Origin of the sequence: Tritonibacter scottomollicae, assembly GCF_032924845.1 — a bacterium.
Lineage (GTDB): Bacteria > Pseudomonadota > Alphaproteobacteria > Rhodobacterales > Rhodobacteraceae > Epibacterium > Epibacterium scottomollicae.
The window spans coordinates 2,602,508-2,618,323 of sequence record NZ_CP136704.1 but is presented as its reverse complement, the minus strand read 5'-3'; the positions used below and the strand labels follow the sequence as shown (position 1 = coordinate 2,618,323).

Annotated in this window: 19 protein-coding genes; 9 read left to right on the top strand and 10 right to left on the bottom strand. The window is 63.9% G+C overall.

What is annotated here, in order from left to right:
- The first annotated feature begins 2 nt into the window (after positions 1 to 2).
- Positions 3 to 449: a molybdenum cofactor biosynthesis protein MoaE gene (locus R1T40_RS13090; RefSeq protein ID WP_317384434.1), complete on the top strand. Its 447-nt coding sequence runs from the start codon at positions 3 to 5 to the stop codon at positions 447 to 449.
- Positions 450 to 781: 332 nt separating this feature from the next.
- On the opposite strand, the gene R1T40_RS13085 is transcribed toward R1T40_RS13090, so the two are convergent.
- From R1T40_RS13085 to ubiA, 4 genes are all read right to left on the bottom strand, one after another.
- Positions 782 to 1,213 (bottom strand): nuclear transport factor 2 family protein, encoded by a 432-nt coding sequence (locus tag R1T40_RS13085; protein WP_317384433.1) that lies wholly within the window; start codon positions 1,211 to 1,213, stop codon positions 782 to 784.
- A 5-nt stretch (positions 1,214 to 1,218) separates the two neighbouring features.
- On the bottom strand, positions 1,219 to 1,539 hold the full coding sequence (locus R1T40_RS13080) for a hypothetical protein (protein WP_106161581.1): 321 nt from the start codon (positions 1,537 to 1,539) through the stop codon (positions 1,219 to 1,221).
- Entirely contained in the window at positions 1,539 to 3,461 is a 1,923-nt protein-coding gene (locus R1T40_RS13075) for an OmpA family protein (protein WP_317384432.1), read from the bottom strand. The genes R1T40_RS13080 and R1T40_RS13075 overlap by 1 nt, the downstream gene beginning before the upstream one ends.
- Before the next feature lie 81 nt (positions 3,462 to 3,542).
- Positions 3,543 to 4,505 (bottom strand): 4-hydroxybenzoate octaprenyltransferase, encoded by a 963-nt coding sequence (gene ubiA, locus R1T40_RS13070; RefSeq protein WP_317384431.1) that lies wholly within the window; start codon positions 4,503 to 4,505, stop codon positions 3,543 to 3,545.
- Positions 4,506 to 4,517: 12 nt separating this feature from the next.
- On the opposite strand from ubiA, the gene R1T40_RS13065 reads away from it, so the two are divergent.
- The 5 genes from R1T40_RS13065 to R1T40_RS13045 all read left to right on the top strand — a co-directional run bounded on the left by R1T40_RS13065 (position 4,518) and on the right by R1T40_RS13045 (position 8,600).
- Entirely contained in the window at positions 4,518 to 5,243 is a 726-nt protein-coding gene (locus R1T40_RS13065) for a 16S rRNA (uracil(1498)-N(3))-methyltransferase (RefSeq protein WP_317384430.1), read from the top strand.
- Position 5,244: 1 nt separating this feature from the next.
- Positions 5,245 to 6,111 carry a GNAT family N-acetyltransferase gene (locus R1T40_RS13060; protein WP_317384429.1) on the top strand — a complete coding sequence of 289 codons (867 nt, stop codon included), beginning with the start codon at positions 5,245 to 5,247 and terminating at the stop codon, positions 6,109 to 6,111.
- Entirely contained in the window at positions 6,108 to 6,635 is a 528-nt protein-coding gene (locus R1T40_RS13055; protein ID WP_106161590.1) for a hypothetical protein, read from the top strand. Before R1T40_RS13060 ends, R1T40_RS13055 begins: the two co-directional genes overlap by 4 nt.
- A gap of 102 nt (positions 6,636 to 6,737) precedes the next feature.
- The gene (locus tag R1T40_RS13050; protein ID WP_317384428.1) at positions 6,738 to 8,108 is read left to right on the top strand and encodes a glutamate--cysteine ligase; all 1,371 of its coding nucleotides are present in this window, start codon (positions 6,738 to 6,740) and stop codon (positions 8,106 to 8,108) included.
- A 237-nt stretch (positions 8,109 to 8,345) separates the two neighbouring features.
- Positions 8,346 to 8,600, top strand: coding sequence for a hypothetical protein (locus R1T40_RS13045; protein ID WP_106161594.1), 255 nt, complete (start codon positions 8,346 to 8,348; stop codon positions 8,598 to 8,600).
- A gap of 103 nt (positions 8,601 to 8,703) precedes the next feature.
- Here the strand turns inward: R1T40_RS13045 and R1T40_RS13040 are convergent, their stop codons facing one another.
- From R1T40_RS13040 to R1T40_RS13015, 6 genes are all read right to left on the bottom strand, one after another.
- Complete coding sequence (locus R1T40_RS13040) at positions 8,704 to 9,177, bottom strand: YHS domain-containing (seleno)protein (protein ID WP_106161596.1); 474 nt, start codon at positions 9,175 to 9,177, stop codon at positions 8,704 to 8,706.
- Between the two features lie 283 nt (positions 9,178 to 9,460).
- Positions 9,461 to 10,081 carry a glycerol-3-phosphate 1-O-acyltransferase PlsY gene (gene plsY, locus R1T40_RS13035; RefSeq protein WP_394804992.1) on the bottom strand — a complete coding sequence of 207 codons (621 nt, stop codon included), beginning with the start codon at positions 10,079 to 10,081 and terminating at the stop codon, positions 9,461 to 9,463.
- The gene (gene pyrC / locus R1T40_RS13030) at positions 10,081 to 11,394 is read right to left on the bottom strand and encodes a dihydroorotase (protein WP_317384427.1); all 1,314 of its coding nucleotides are present in this window, start codon (positions 11,392 to 11,394) and stop codon (positions 10,081 to 10,083) included. Before pyrC ends, plsY begins: the two co-directional genes overlap by 1 nt.
- A complete protein-coding gene (locus R1T40_RS13025) occupies positions 11,395 to 11,946 on the bottom strand; it encodes an aspartate carbamoyltransferase catalytic subunit (RefSeq protein WP_317384426.1) in 552 nt (183 codons plus the stop codon).
- A 168-nt stretch (positions 11,947 to 12,114) separates the two neighbouring features.
- Entirely contained in the window at positions 12,115 to 12,651 is a 537-nt protein-coding gene (locus tag R1T40_RS13020; RefSeq protein ID WP_317384425.1) for a hypothetical protein, read from the bottom strand.
- A 3-nt stretch (positions 12,652 to 12,654) separates the two neighbouring features.
- Complete coding sequence (locus tag R1T40_RS13015; RefSeq protein WP_106161604.1) at positions 12,655 to 13,614, bottom strand: aspartate carbamoyltransferase catalytic subunit; 960 nt, start codon at positions 13,612 to 13,614, stop codon at positions 12,655 to 12,657.
- Between the two features lie 176 nt (positions 13,615 to 13,790).
- On the opposite strand from R1T40_RS13015, the gene R1T40_RS13010 reads away from it, so the two are divergent.
- The 3 genes from R1T40_RS13010 to R1T40_RS13000 are packed head-to-tail and all read left to right on the top strand — an operon-like array spanning position 13,791 to position 15,815.
- Complete coding sequence (locus R1T40_RS13010) at positions 13,791 to 14,558, top strand: uracil-DNA glycosylase (RefSeq protein WP_317384424.1); 768 nt, start codon at positions 13,791 to 13,793, stop codon at positions 14,556 to 14,558.
- Positions 14,559 to 14,595: 37 nt separating this feature from the next.
- Positions 14,596 to 15,195, top strand: coding sequence for a metallophosphoesterase family protein (locus R1T40_RS13005; RefSeq protein WP_317384423.1), 600 nt, complete (start codon positions 14,596 to 14,598; stop codon positions 15,193 to 15,195).
- The gene (locus R1T40_RS13000; protein ID WP_317384422.1) at positions 15,192 to 15,815 is read left to right on the top strand and encodes a LysE family translocator; all 624 of its coding nucleotides are present in this window, start codon (positions 15,192 to 15,194) and stop codon (positions 15,813 to 15,815) included. Before R1T40_RS13005 ends, R1T40_RS13000 begins: the two co-directional genes overlap by 4 nt.
- Position 15,816 lies beyond the last annotated feature (1 nt).

The window sequence follows — 15,816 nt, the reverse complement described above, 5'->3', positions numbered from 1 at the left end:
CCATGCGGGTCGCTGTGCAGGAGGCGCCCTTCGATTTCGGTGCAGAAGCCGAGACCTTTGCCCGCGGGGCGGGGGGCGCCGGGGCCGTTGTGACGTTTACTGGCGTGGTTCGAGAGGCCGACAGCGGCGCCATGGCGTGTATGGAAATTGAGCATTACCCCGGCATGACGCAAAAGGCGCTGGAACAGATCGCAACAGAGGCGATCAGCCGCTGGGATCTGACGGATGCGCTGGTGATCCACCGCTACGGGCGGCTTGCGCCCGGCGCGCAGATCATGATGGTCGCCACCGCCGCGCGCCACCGCGTCGCCGCCTTTGATGCGGCGGAATATCTGATGGACTACCTGAAGTCCCGCGCTCCGTTCTGGAAGAAGGAAATCCTTCGGGACGGCAGCGCCGACTGGGTTGCGGCAAAGGATGCCGATGAGGACGCGCTCCGTCGCTGGTGAGACGCCGTTGCAGGCCGACCAGTGGAGAGGCGCTATGAGCCGTGACGCCCGGCCGCTTTCTATCCCAAGTTTTATATCGCTTCCTGATCCCGACGAGGGAGGCTCCCGCCCGTTGCAACTGCATTGAAAATGCAGCCGCGCCCGTTGGGCCGGGCGCCGCGCCTGCGGCGCGGCGGGGCCGACTGTGCCGAAGGGGCGTGCAAATGCTCCGGTCCTTCAATGAGGGGGCGGAATGGCTGCAATTCTCGCCTGGGGCGAGGCCAGCTTCAAAAGCTATGGGTGCGCAGCTAATCTGGCTCGATCATCATGGCACATTCGCGCCGATGCTGAGCTTAGTTCGGCGTCGGCTCTGAGGAAGCGCGCTGTATTCCATCGCGGGTCTCGGGCAGTGCGGGGGTGTCTTGGCTGAAAATGTTGATCCAGCCCGCGCCCCGGCGTTGCCAGATGGAGCTGACGAACATCACCTCCGGGCTCTGGCGGCCAGTTCGCTGAAACGACGCGCGATAGCTGAGCAGGCCGTGGCCCGCCCCCAGTGCCCGCGCCTGCAGCTCAGTAAGGTCGTAGGCCTCTACTGTGGGGCCGTGGTGTAGTTGTGCGCGGTGGTCGGCTCGATCTGCGAACCCGCTCGAATAGACCCCGAGAAAACTATGGCAGAGCAGGGCGGCATCAGCATCGGCATCCCCCCGGACCAGCGCGTCCCAGACTGCCCGCTCACAGGCGGATAGCTCTTGCCGCAGCACATCGGGGTCCTGAAGAGCGACCACGCGGGTCAGCCCGCGCCATGCAGCTGATTGCGCAGCTCTTCCGCCTCGTGACGCGCCTCGCGCAGCCCATCCATGGCGGCGCGCAGCTCGGCCTCGGTCTGGCTCAGCTGGTTGGTCAGTTCAGCTTCGCGCTGCTGCAGGTAGGTGATCGCCTGATCGCGGGTCTCTTCCGCCTCGTGCAGCTCCTGGCTCATGCGGTCCAGATCGGCCACGTCGCTCTGCCGCACACGGGTAAAGCGATGCATGAGCCAATTGGCAAACCATCCCATCGCAAAGGCGACAAAGAGGATGATGGCTGTCGTGAGGATGAACTCTGTTCTGTTCATTATCCGTCGGTCTCCTCGTTGGTGCCGGCGTCAGTGGAATCGGCTTCGGCGTCGTCAGACTCTGCCGTATCGTCTGTCTCTGGGGCTGCGTCGCCGCCGCTGGCCTCGGGCAGTTCGCTTTCAATCAGGCGGAACTCGATGCGGCGGTTTGCCTCTCGGCCCTCTTCGGTGTCATTTGTGGCGATAGGGGTGTCTTCGCCATAGCCCTTGGCGACAAAGCTACCGGTCAGAATGCGCCGGGCGCGCAGTGCGTTCAGCACCGATTGCGCCCGTGCCTGGCTGAGGTTCTGGTTCATTTCCTCGCGGCCCTGACTGTCGGTGTGGCCCTGGATTTCCAACGGGATTTCGCCACATTGCTGCAACAGCTTGGCGATCTTGTCGATCACGCGGGCGCTGTCGGCGGCGACGGTGGCAGAGCCCGGTTCGAATGCGATCTTGTCCGCCCGCTGGATCGCGGCCAGTTCGGCCTCGCAGAGGGCGGGTGCCATCAACCGGTCTTCTGGCTCGGGAGGCGCCTCATAGGTGATGTCCAGCTCGTAATCCTCGGCCTCGCCCAGCTTGGCCGACAGCATGCGCGAAATCTCGGCGCTGGCGTTTTCCAGATGGGTCATGCCGCGCACGGTCACCAGATCCGGTGTCACGGTGACTGCGCCACGTTCCAGCTGTGCCAGCGCATCCAGTGCGGCCAGCACGCGGATCGGCCAGGCAGCTGGCAAATCGGGCACGTTGCGGGTGGCCAGATGGATGGCACCGGTGCCAAACCGGGCCTTCGCGTAGCTGTCAACGGTGCGCCGCTGGGCATCATCGCTCAGTCGCCCGCGCAGCTGTACCTGTCCTTCGGGGCTGAGGGTGGCGGAAAACTCCGGGGTGGCATCGGATGTCTGTTCCTCGGGTTCCGGCAGCACGGCGTGCAGCACGAAGACCTGCGGCAATGCATTCTCCAGCTCGCCCACCACATGGTCGAACCTTGCTTGCGCCGTGCCTTGTGCGGCCACCAGCGTCACCTCGCCGTTGGAGTAGGTGATCGAGCCCTGACCGAGCTCTTTGAGTGCCGAAAGGCCGACCTCAACTGCACGAGACCAACTGGCCGACGGGACGCCAAGGCCAATGGTGCATTCTGTCTCCACCCGCAATTCGGCGTCTTTTGCGGCTTTCAGAATACGGCGACGGCTGTCTTCGCTCTCGGCCGAACAGGCGTCAAAACGCCCCCCTTGCGGGCCGAGGACATAGCGCAGGGTGAACGGAGAGATGACCGGGCGCGGGGCGGCGATATCAAGTGTGACATGCACATTCGGGGGCAGCATCCGGTTCAGCTCGGTTTCCAGCTGTTCCTTTGCCTCTGGGCTGTCCGCAATGGCGGTGATGCGCACCGCGCCCGCCTCGACCGAGATCTTGGTCCGCGGCAAAAGCGCCAGTGCCTTCAATGCATAGGCCATCGCGTCGGCCCAGCCTTTGGGCATCGGATGGTCGGCTGTTTCGACAAAATCGGTGACCTGCGGAGTGCCGCGAATGGCGCTCAGGCGCTTGATCAGCGTGGCGTGATTGCTGGCGGCAGGGATCAGGCCGATGATTGAAATGCCTGCATCGTTGCGCAGGATTTCGGTCGAAAACCGGGGCGGCGCGATGCCCTTCGATGGGGTGATTTCCATCATGTCGATGATCCGCGTCGCGTCGACCACTGCACCCACACGCGAAATCGCAGTAAATCGCTTGGCCTCGTCCGGGGCCACGCCTGAAAGCTCTACCCGCAACCCATCCGCGACCACTTCGGCCCAGGACAGTCCGGCCTCGTCGAGGGTGCGGCGGACCACGATTTCCGAATTGTCCTCCAGTGCGGTCGCTGCAAACCCCGCCACCACCAGACTAAGACCGGCTGCACCGGCAAAAGCGGCGGTAGAGAGCAGAAGCGAAGATAAGCGCATGAGGTAAGGAATTCCGGCAGTTTTGATGTTAACGGTCTTACAAGGGCACCCGCGAGGGATCAATCACAAGGCAGCGCGCAGTCAGGCAAACAGAGCCAGACCAAGGAATATGAGCGGAATCAAGCCGGTGTCACGGTTGAGGCGAAACAGGGAAAGCAACCTGTCGTTGTTTTCCGCATCAAAGGCGCGCAACTGCCACGTCATGTGCCAGCCCATCGCCCATGGGGCACAAAGTGCCAGAGCAAGCGCCAGAACCGATCCTGCGGGCTGCACCGCCATGAGGATTGCCAGTCCCATCAGGCTGACGGTGGCCACGATAAAGCGGCGCAGCCAGGTCGGAGAGCGCTCCCCAAACAGCCGCGCGGTGGATTTTACCCCGATCAACGCGTCGTCCTCGGTGTCCTGATGGGCATAAATGGTGTCATAAAACAGCGTCCACGCCATGCCCGCCACATACAGCACCACCGCAGGCCACTCCAAGCGACCACTATGGGCAACCCAAGTCAGCATCGCGCCCCAGTTGAAGGCCAGGCCAAGGAAGATCTGCGGCCACCAGGTAAAGCGCTTGGCAAAGGGGTAAATCGCCACCGGGAACAGCGCGAGGATGCCCATGGCAATGGCAGCCTGATTGAAGGTCAAAAGTATGCCGAAGGCCAGCAGACACTGCAGTGCCATCCAAGTCAGAGCGCCCTTTACGGAGACCTGGCCGGAGGGAATGGGGCGAGAGCGCGTGCGCTCCACCCCGCCATCGATGTCGCGGTCGGTGATGTCATTCCATGTACACCCCGCCCCGCGCATCAGCCACGCACCCAGTCCGCAGCCGACAAAGATCCACAAATCCTCCCAGCGCGGATTCTGCCCTGCGATCATGGCCAGCGCCAGCCCCCACAAACAGGGCAGCAACAACAGCCAGGTGCCGATAGGGCGGTCGGCGCGGCTCAGGCGCAGATAGGGGCGGGTCCACGCTGGGGCATAGATGTCGACCCAATTGTCTTTTACCGCATCCGCGACACGTCCATCTGGTGTTGGCGACTGGCCTTGCATATGTAGGACCTCATGAATGCTAAAGTCAGACTGTATGTAGATCACCCCTTGGGGGCAGGGCAAACGGTTCCTCTGGACCGCGATCAGGCGCATTATCTCTTTGGGGTGATGCGGCTGGCCGTTGGCGCGCGGGTGGCGCTGTTCAACGGGCGCGACGGGGAATGGCAGGCCGAGGTGGCCGAGGCGAGCAAGCGCAGCGGCGTGTTGAGCTGTGTGGAACAGTCCAAACCCTTGCAGGTGCCGCCCGACCTCTGGCTGATCTTTGCGCCGATCAAGAAGGCACGCACGGATTTCATCGTCGAGAAGGCCGCCGAGATGGGGGCTGCGCGAATCTTGCCGGTGGGGACAGAGTTCACCAATTCCGAACGAATCCGCCAAGACCGCCTGCAGGCCCACGCGGTGGAGGCCGCAGAGCAATGCGGCGGCACCTATGTACCAGAGGTCGCGGATCTGCAGAAGCTCTCCGGCCTGCTGGATCACTGGCCCGCCGAACGTCAGCTGATGTTCTGTGACGAGGCCGAGGTGGGGCAGCAGTTGTTTCTGGATGTGACACAGGGCGAAGGTCAGGCCTGGGCGATTCTCATCGGGCCGGAGGGCGGGTTCTCGCCCGCCGAACGCAAGCGCCTGCACGGAATGGCACAATCGCATGTGGTCAGTCTCGGCCCGCGCATCCTGCGGGCGGATACCGCCGCAGTGGCCGCGATGACCCTGTGGCAACAGAAACTCGGAGACTGGTAAGATGTGGCGCGCCGCAGAGCCTTCTGACCTCGGTTGGATCGAGGCACTGCTGTTTGCCCATATCGAAGGGTCGATGTTCCTGATCGGCAACCTGCGTACCCACGGGTTTACGTCGAGCCATCCCAATGGGCTGACCCTCTGGGCGCGGGAGGGGCGGGACGGGGTGTTTGGCATCACCAACGCAGGCTCGGTCCTGATGATGGCGCCGGGCTCTACGCCAGAAGACTGGCATGCTGCGGGCCAGCTATTGTGCGGGCGCGACGTGACGGCGGTGCTGGGCAATGCCGCGCAGGTGCGGGGTTTTCTGGCCGCCAATGGCCTGCAGGATCATCCACGCCAGCTGGACAGCGATGATCCGGGCTTTGTGCTCGACATGGCGGATCTGCAAGTCGAGGTCCGCGCCGGCGAGGACATCATCCCTCTGGGAGATGCGCCGCGCGCCCTGGTCGAGGAGTGGCGCACTGCCTATGAGATCGAGGCGCTGAACATGGCACCGGAGGCCGCCCGCAAAAAGGCCGCGAAAGATATCGCGACCTTCATTGCCAATGACAGCCACCGGGTGTTGCTGGCAGAGGGGCAGCCGGTGGCAATGAGTGGTTACAACACCGCGTTTGACGAGGCGGTGCAGGTGGGCGGGGTCTACACGCCGCCTGCGTTGCGCGGAAAAGGCTACGCGCGCCGCGTCGTCGGTCGGCATATGGCGCAGGTGCGCGCTCGCGGCGCGAGGCAAGCGGTGCTCTTTGCCGCCAGCGCAGCCGCCGCGCGTGCCTATACCGCCGTTGGCTTCTGCCCGGCAGGGACATTTGCATTGGTTCTGTTTTCCAAGCCTGCGCAGATACGCGCAGCCTCTGTGGAGGGACGCACATGAATTTTATCCGACCGGAGGCGCGCGCTGCATTGTGGCGCTGGCGAGAACTTCTGGGAGCTTTGGCTCTGTTGGCGCTGGGGCTGCGCTGGGCGCTTGGTGGGGTTGGTTTTATCCAGATGACCGGCTGGGCCTGTGTCGCGCTAGCGGTGATTCTCGGCGTGGTCGGTGCGCAGAGGATGCGCTTCCGGCTCGGCTCAGGTGGGCCGGGGGTGGTGCAGGTCACCGAAGGCCAAATCAGCTATTTCGGGCCTCTTACTGGCGGTGCGGTCGCCCGTTCAGAGATCGAAACGCTACGGCTCGATCATACCGCACGGCCCTCGCACTGGGTGCTGGAGCAGCCCGGTCAGCCGCCGCTGGCAATCCCGGTCACGGCGACCGGAGCGGAGGCGCTGTTTGATGTCTTTGCCAGCCTGCCGGGGTTGAAAACAGAACGCATGCTGAGTGAACTACATCACAAAGGTCCTCACCAGGTCGTGATATGGCAGAGATCACCGGAGCCGCGCAGCCTGCACCGCCTGCATTGACACCGGGCGCGTTTCGCAGCACCAGTTTAACCTCGGGCTTCGGGCCCTTTGTCAGAAATGCCACGCCTGCCTTTGGCGGCGACCTACGAAGGGGGCCTACCCATGTCCATTCCCCAGTCCGGCGGCGGACCGATCGAAAGCCATGCGCAGCTGGCGGAATATATGGAAGCTGGCTGCAAGCCCAGCGATGACTGGCGCATCGGCACCGAGCACGAGAAATTCGGCTACTGCAAGGACACGCTGGCGCCGCTGCCTTATGCGGGGAAACGCTCCATCCAGGCCGTTCTGGAAGGCCTGCGCGACCGTCATGGCTGGGATCCGGTCACCGAGGGCGACAAGCTGATTGGCCTGACCAAGGGTATGGGCAATGTCAGCCTGGAGCCGGGTGGCGCGCTTGAACTGTCGGGCGCACCGCTGGAGACCATTCACGAGACCTGTGACGAGGTGAACACTCACCTGCGCGAGGTGAAGGACATCGCCGATGAGATCGGTGTCGGCTTCATCGGTCTGGGCGCGGCTCCGATCTGGCAGCATGACGAAATGCCGCTGATGCCCAAGGGGCGCTACAAGCTGATGAACGACTACATGGAGCGCGTCGGCACCATGGGGCGGTCGATGATGCGCCGCACCTGCACGGTGCAGGTGAACCTCGATTTCGCCTCCGAGGCGGACATGGTGCAGAAACTGCGCGTGGCGCTTGCGCTACAGCCGGTGGCCACGGCGCTCTTTGCCAATTCGCCTTTCTTCGAGGGCAAGCCCAACGGCATGAAATCCTGGCGCAGCCACATCTGGCGGCATCTGGATGATGCCCGCACCGGCATGCTGCCGTTTGTCTTTGAGGACGGCATGGGGTTCGAGCGCTACGCCGACTATGCCCTCGATGTGCCGATGTATTTTGTCTATCGCGACGGCAAATACATCGACGCGCTGGGCCAGTCCTTCCGTGACTTCCTGAAAGGCCAGCTGCCGGCACTGCCGGGTGAAACGCCGACGCTGAGCGATTGGGCCGATCACCTGACCACCGCCTTTCCGGAGGCACGGATCAAGAAATACATGGAGATGCGCGGCGCCGATGGTGGCCCCTGGCGCAGGCTCTGTGCGTTGCCGGCGTTCTGGGTCGGTCTGATGTATGACCAGAGCGCACTGGATGCGGCCTGGGATCTGGTCAAGGGCTGGGATGCGGAAACCCGCGAGGCGCTCCGCGTGCAGGCCGCCATCGGCGGGCTGCAGGCCGAGGTCGGCGATGTGAAAATGCACGACCTGGCCCGGGAGGTGCTCGCCATCGCCGAGGGCGGCCTCAAGGCGCGGGCCCGTCAGGGGGCCGGTGGACTGGTGCCGGACGAGACCCATTTCCTCAATGCGCTGAAGGAAAGTGTCGAGAGCGGCAAGGTTCCGGCAGACGAGCTGCTCGAGCGTTACAACGGTGACTGGAACGGCGATCTGAGCCGCATCTACGCCGACTACAGCTACTGAGGGACCGCGTCAGCCGGACCGCGCAGTCAGACCGAGAAGGGGGCGCCGCTGAGACGCCCCTTTTTGCTGCGCGCTGGGGAAGTGCGGCGCCCGCGAGGCGTGTGGGCGCCGTGAGGGTGGCTGGCGCGCAGATTGCGATCCTGATGCGCGCGGCGGATCTTTCCCCGCAGCCTGCGCTTGCCCGCTGTTCACCGGCGCCTTAAACGCGCGTCTTCACACGCTCCGAAAGGTACTGTCATGGGCAATTTCTTTATCTCTGCATTTGAAAAACTTGTTGGTCTTGTTGTTGTGCTGCTGCTGCTCGCGGTGGCGGTGGGCGCGGTTTTCGCCCTGTTGGAGCCGATGGGTGGTGGTCTTCTGCCGGCGCTTCTGGTGCTGGTCGGCGGCTCGCTCTACGTCATCCTGATCGGCGGTTCGCTGTATCTGGCGCTGGGGATCTACAACAACACCAAGCGCACGGCCGAAGCGGTCGAGCGTCTGGCCGCAAAGTAAGTCGCATCCCGAGCGGTGCGGCACCTGAGATCTAAACGACAAACCGGCGGCAGAAATCTCTGCCGCCGGTTTTTATTTGTGAGCCGTGAGTGGCGGGCAGCAATTACTGCAGCAGTTCGGCCGGTTCGGCGCCTTCGATTTCGTCCCAGTTCACATCGGCCTTCTCAATGTAGCCCGGGATGTCGGTGACCCAGCGTTCCTGAATGTCCTTGGACAGGTTCAGATACAGCACGTCATCGACGATCTTCCACTGGTTCGGGTCGCCATCGAACTTGAAGCCCATCGCGGCACCAAAGGCGCAATAGCCGCCATAGGCCGGGACATAAGCTTCCGGGTTGGCCTCGAACAGCGCCTTGTTCTCTTCGGACGCGAACCAATAGGTGGCCTCGTCATGAGTGGTGGTCAGCTTGTAGCTGCCCTTGTTTGCCTCGCCTTCGGTGAAATAGGCCACCGGGTCGTAGCCCTGCATCGCGAGGCCGGTGGAGGAGGCGTTGATCTCGACACCTGCTGCCAGTGCGGACGTTGCCAGGGCAACGGAGAGGGCGATGCCGCCCAGGAAAGAAGTGGTCTTGGTCATCGGTTTGAACCTTTCAATCAGCCCGGGCGAAAATGCACCCGGTGTGGAGGGGGACTATGAACAGATGTTCGAAATCCGGACTTGGTGTGGTGGGTGAGTGCCGCCACGATGCTGATCTGGGGAGGCCGCGCATCACATGCAAAACAACTCCTTTTGTCTGTGCAGAAACGCGGAATACCCCTGCGCAGGTGCGGTGAAACGATCCCGTGAGCCAAATGTGAAACGCCCCGCCGGATGGGGCGGGGCGTTTGAATTCAACAGGTTGTTCGGGATTCGGGTCGCGCTACTTCTGACCGATCTTTGGCTCGGTGCCAGCGCGCAGCCGTGCGATATTGTCCTTGTGGCGCCACAGGATCACTGCCGCGAGAGCAACGGCGAGAAATATGACAGGCTGGTAGCCGAGCAACAGACACCACAGCGGAGCGCTCACCGCCGCTGTCAGCGCGGCCAGCGAGGACATCCGGCGCAGCAGCGCCATGGCCAGCCATGTCAGACAGCAGGCGATGCCGACGGGCCAGGCGAGCGCCAGCATCAGCCCGAGGAAGGTCGCCACCCCCTTGCCGCCTTTGAACCCCAGCCAGACCGGAAAGCAATGGCCAACAAAGGCCAGAAGCCCGGCCAGCTGTGCCGCATCCTCGCCCGCCAGATCTCCGGCCAGCGCGCGCGCCAGCAGGACTGCCACGGCGCCCTTGCCGCCATCAAGGATCAGCGTCGCCGCCGCCGCTGCCTTGCTGCCGGTGCGCAGCACATTGGTGGTGCCAATATTGCCCGATCCGATCTCGCGCAGATTGCCAAGACCAAAGGTCTTGGTGACCACCATGCCAAAGGGGATGGAGCCGAGAAGATAGCCGAGTGCGCCCCATAGGAGCAGGAGCGGCAGGGCGGTCTCGATCACGGGCAGCATCAGTTGTCCTTTCGGTAGACGGGTTCACCCGCAACATAGGTCGCCAGCACCCGACCTTGCAGACGCTGGGTGTCAAAGGGCGTGTTCTTGGATTTCGACTGCAACTTGAACCGGTCCAGCACCAGCGGCGCGTCCGGGTCAAACAACACCAGATCCGCGGGCGCGCCGTCGCTCAGACGCCCGGAGGCAAGGCCAAGCCGCTTGGCCGGGTTCAGCGACATGGCGCGGAACAGGGTTGGCAGGTCCAAAAGCTCCGCATGATAGAGCCGCAGGGCCGCGGGCAGCAGCGTTTCCAGCGCCACCGCACCTGCGGCGGCTTCTTCAAACGGCAGACGCTTGCTCTCTTCGTCTTGCGGCGTGTGCATCGAGGAGATCACGTCGACCAATCCGGTCCGCACCGCCTCCACCACTGCAAGGCGGTCGTCCTCGGAGCGCAAGGGCGGCTTCACCTTGAAGAAGGTGCGGTAGTCGGCCACGTCCAGCTCGTTCAAGGTCAGATGGTGGATCGAGGTGCCAGCGGTGATGTCGAGCCCGTTGGCCTTGGCCCGTTCCAGCGCGGGCAGGGCGCGGGCGGTGGTGATCTGGTCGGCATGGTAGGCGGCACCGGTCATCTCCAGCAATGCGATGTCGCGGTCCAGCCCCATGCGTTCGGCCATCGGCGACACCGAGGGCAGCCCTCGGAGGGCGGCGAACTTGCCGGAGGTCGCGGCGGCGCCTGCGGACAGGCCCGGCTCCTGCGGATGGGCCATGACCAGCGCGCCGAGGCTGCGCGCATAGGTCAGCGCGCGCGAGAACACCTTGGTGCTGGTCACCACATGATCGCAGTCGGTAAAGGCCACGGCACCTGCATCCATCAGCAGGCCGATCTCGGTCATCTCGCGCCCGTCGCGACCCTTGGTCAGCGCGGCCATCGGCAGCACATTCACTGGCGCGTCGACCTGAGCGCGGCGGGTGACGAACTCCAGCGTCTCGGGGCTGTCGATGCACGGGGTGGTGTCGGGACGGGTCACGATGGTGGTGACGCCGCCCGCCGCTGCCGCAAGCCCTGCGGACTTATAGCTTTCCTTGTGCCGCTCGCCCGGCTCGCAAACCTTGACGCCAATGTCGACGATCCCCGGCGCAAGGCATTTGCCGCCGCAGTCCACCACCTGCACATCAGCCGCCGCGAGGCCATGGGCGGCGAGGATCGTCTCCACACCCTCGTCGCCGTTGGTCCGGGCAACGATCTGGCCGTGCCGTGTGAGAAGGCTGCCAAGATCATCTGTCCCCGCCTCCGGATCGATCAGGCGCGCATTGATGAAGAGAGTGGACATCTATCGGTTTCTCCGTTGTCGCGGGTATTGAGCCTTCGCCTGAATATCGCACAAAAGCCGGTAGACCTTATGGCCTTCGGAAATGCGTTCAAACCCGATTTTAAACGATACCTCTTGACCATCGCGTCTATCGACCCCGGTGGCGAAGTACACTGTTTGCAGAGCGCCATCGACAAGCGCAATCTCGTTTTCCGTCGATATGGGGTACGTGTCCAGCCGTCTGTGCAAAAGCGGAACCGCGGTTGCGATCATGGCGCGTTTCTGGGTCAGCGTGTACCAAGTGTATTTTTGCAGGTAGGGCGGCCAAACAGTCGCGCCCGCAATCATACTGAGCCCGGCAGCGAGGAAAGGCAGCCCGAGCATCCATAAAAGCACCTTGTCCATAGATACCATGATCGTGATCGTGAACCAGGCGCTACCTGAGAAGACCAATCCAAAGACGAACATCGTGATGGTGCGCGCGGCCAGTGTGAAACCGGGCACCGGCTGTCCCTGCCAAGGAACGGTTTCGCCCGGCTCAAGAATGCCGTCCCATCCATCGCGCGCCGTCATCAAATGCCTCCCCCAAATGTCGCAAGGCGACCGATCAGGCGGGCCTGGAGCTGAGAGACACCAGTGCCCAGACGCCTCCGGGTGGCCGGCATCAGGTCTGAGAGAAATAACCGGCGATATATGATGGCATGGCCGCAGGAGGCCGGGCTGGTATCAGTCATCTCCGCCTCACCGAAGCAGAAGAAAAAGAACCAGCGCAAGCAACAGTCCCATCACGATTGCAAAAAGCGTACTGCCTATACGCCGGGCCCGGTTGCGGGCCTCGCGCGGGGCGACGCGCAGCTTGGGTTGGGCAGCGTCACTTCGCAGCGACGTTCCCGCGCTCCAGTCGGTCCGGGATTCCCCAAGACGCGCTACCAGTGTCAGGCTGTCGGCCGGTGTCAGCCGGGTCTCCGCGCCATCAAACGCGCGGGCGCGCAGCACCAGCACCCAGCCCGTGATCCCGTCAAGCGCCATGCCATGCTCGGACAGATCCGCCTCGGGCACGCCGAGCCCCTCGCGCAGATATCCCAGCAATCCCAGCCCTTCGAGATCCTCAACCGGGAAGATTTCGGCCTGCTCCATGTCGAGCTCCGCAAGGCCCAGCACCTGCGCCAGCGCACCGTCTTCCTCGCGCAGGAACCGGGCCTGCTCGGCGGGCATGTCGAGGGCAAAGACCAGCACCTGATCGCGCGCGCCTTTCGGGATTTCGATCACATCCACCATCGCTCAGGAGGCCTCCGCCTGCCGGGCACTGCGCAGGTTGCGGGCCAGCAGGTCCATCGCGGCCATGCGTACGGCGACGCCCATTTCCACCTGCTCCTGGATGACGGAGCGTTTGATGTCGTCGGCGATGGTGCCGTCGATCTCGACACCGCGATTCATCGGGCCGGGGTGCATGACGATGGCGTCCGGTTTCGCCTGTGCCAGCTTGTCGGCATCCAGGCCGTAGCGGTAGAAATACTCGCGTTCGGACGGGATAAAGCCGCCGTCCATCCGTTCCTTTTGCAGGCGCAGCATCATGACCACATCGACGTCCTTCAGGCCTTCGTGCATGTCGTCGTAGATCTCCGCGCCGAATTCGGCAAATTGCTGCGGTACCAGCGTCGGCGGGCCGATCAGGCGGATGCGGTTCTCCATCTTGCCCAGCAGGATCAGGTTCGAGCGCGCCACGCGGCTGTGCGCGATGTCGCCGCAGATGGCGATATTGAGCCGGTGCAGCCGCCCCTTGGCGCGCCGGATCGTCAGCGCATCCAGCAGGGCCTGGGTCGGGTGCTCGTGGCGGCCATCACCGGCGTTCAGCACCGCGCAGTTCACCTTCTGCGCCAACAGATCCACTGCGCCGGAATGCGGATGGCGCACCACCAGCAGATCCGGGTGCATCGCATTCAGCGTCATCGCCGTATCGATCAGCGTTTCGCCCTTTTTGATCGAGGAGGCCTGCATCGCCATGTTCATCACATCGGCGCCAAGACGTTTTCCCGCCAGCTCGAAACTGGCCTGCGTGCGGGTGGAGTTCTCGAAGAACATATTGACCTGGGTAAGCCCCGCCAGCGCATCAGAGTGCTTTTCCGTCTGGCGGTTCAGCGTCACGTAATCATCGGCCAGATCCAGAATGGCGGTGATCTCATGCGGGCGAAGCGGCTCTATCCCGAGGAGGTGGGGCTGGTCGAAAGAGGGGGGCTGCATGGGCGAACTCCGCGCTGTTTCGGCCCTTATAGGAGGGCGGCGCTTTTGGGGCAAGCGGTGGGCGCGCTCGCCGACCAGCGCGGAGTGTGGCGGAGGGTGGGATTTGGATATTTGCAGGAAGCTGAAAGCGTTAAAGGGGCGTTTTCCTTTGTGACGCAGGGGGCTACTGTAGCCGGATGGAATCGGAGCTGGATTATTGGGGCGCCAAGGCGCTGTTGGATTGGCAGGTGGAGCTTGGCGCCACCGAGGCCATGCTTGACGCGCCCATTGATCGCTACGGGTTGCAGGATCAAAAACCCAAGCCTGCGCGCGCCAGCGATGCGCCGCCCCCTCCGGTGCGGCCAAAGAAAATCGACCCGATTGCCGAGGCAACCAAGGCCGCGCGCGCCGCAGATGCGCTGCCCAGCCTGCGCGCGGCGATGGAGGCATTCGAGCATTGCGACCTGAAGCGCGGCGCGCGCAATCTGGTGTTTGCGGACGGTCAGGCAGGCGCGCGGGTGATGATCATCGGCGAGGCGCCGGGGCGGGACGAGGATCTGGAGGGCAAGCCCTTCGTGGGCCGTGCCGGGCAGCTTTTGGACAAGATGCTGACGGCCATCGACCTCAGCCGTGACAAGAACGTCTATATCACCAATGTGCTGCCTTGGCGGCCGCCGCAGAACCGCGACCCGCTGCCAGCGGAAATCGCCATGCTGGTGCCCTTCGTCGAGCGTCACGTGGCGCTGGCGCAGCCGGATGTGCTTGTTTTGATGGGCAATATCTCCTGTCAGGCAGTGCTGGGCAAACGCGGTATCACCCGCCTGCGCGGCACTTGGGCTGAGGCATGGGGCAAGCCGGTGTTGCCGATGTTCCACCCCGCCTACCTGCTGCGGCAAGCACCGGCAAAGCGGCAGGCCTGGGCGGATCTGCTGGAGTTGCGCGCCCGTCTCAACAGTCTGAACTGATCCTTGCGGCCCGATCCCTAGAAAAGGACCCACGCCCATGAAAATCCTCGCGTTTTCCGACCTGCATCTGGTCGAGGAGCTGGCCGCCGATCTGGTCTCGGCCAGTGTCGAGGCTGATCTGGTGATTGGCGCCGGGGATTTTTGCAACACGCGGCAGGGGTTACCACGTGCGATGGAGATGCTGGCCGGCATCGCCGCACCGATGGTGGTGGTGCCCGGCAATGCCGAAAGCGCCGAGGAGCTGCGCGGCTGTGCGCTGGCCTCGATGACCGTTCTGCACGGGCAGGGCGCCGAGGTGGAGGGGCTGCGGATCTTTGGCCTTGGTGGCGGTATTCCGGAAACGCCCTTTGGCGACTGGTCCTTTGATCTGTCGGACCGGGCGGCGGCGCGCGAACTGGCGCAGGCGGGCGAGATCGACCTGTTGGTGACCCACTCGCCGCCCAAAGGGGCGGGCGATACCACCTCTGCGGGGTTGTCGATCGGGTCCGACAGCATTCGCGCCGCCATCGAGACTCTGCAGCCCAAGCTGGCCGTCTATGGCCATGTGCATGACTGCTGGGGGTATCGCGGCCAGATCGGTGCCACGCAATGCGCCAACCTCGGCCCGACGCCGAACTGGTTCGAGGTTGCGCCATGATCGCGCTGTCGACGCTGGTGGCCTTCGTCCCGGCTGCCCTCGCGCTCAATATTACCCCCGGAGCGGACATGATGTTCTGCCTGGGTCAGGGGTTGAAATCCGGCCCGCGCCCGGCCGTGGCCGCCAGTCTCGGCGTGGCGGCGGGCGGCATGGTGCATGTGGCGCTGGCGGGTCTTGGGGTGGCTGCCGTGGTCGCGACGCAACCGGGGTTGTTCGACATCATCCGCTGGGTCGGTGTGGCCTATCTTCTTTATCTGGCGTGGGGTGCGATCATGCATCCGGGTGGACCCGAGGCCCCGGGGCAGGCGGTGCCAGCCAGACGTGCATTCCGCGCCGGGTTGATGGTCAGCCTCACCAATCCGAAGGTGATCCTGTTTGTGCTGGCCTTCGTGCCGCAATTCATCCACCCCGAGGCCGGATCGGTTCTGGGGCAGTTTCTGATCTTCGGGGCCATCATCGGATTGGGCGGCGTGCTGATCAACGGCGGCGTGGGTGTCTTTGCCGGCCGCGCCCGCAGCCTGTTTGCTGGCGGTGGCGCTGCCGCGCGCTGGATGAGCCGCATCACCGGCGGCATATTTGCAGGCCTCGCCCTGAGGCTCGCGTTCTTGGAAAGGGCCTGAC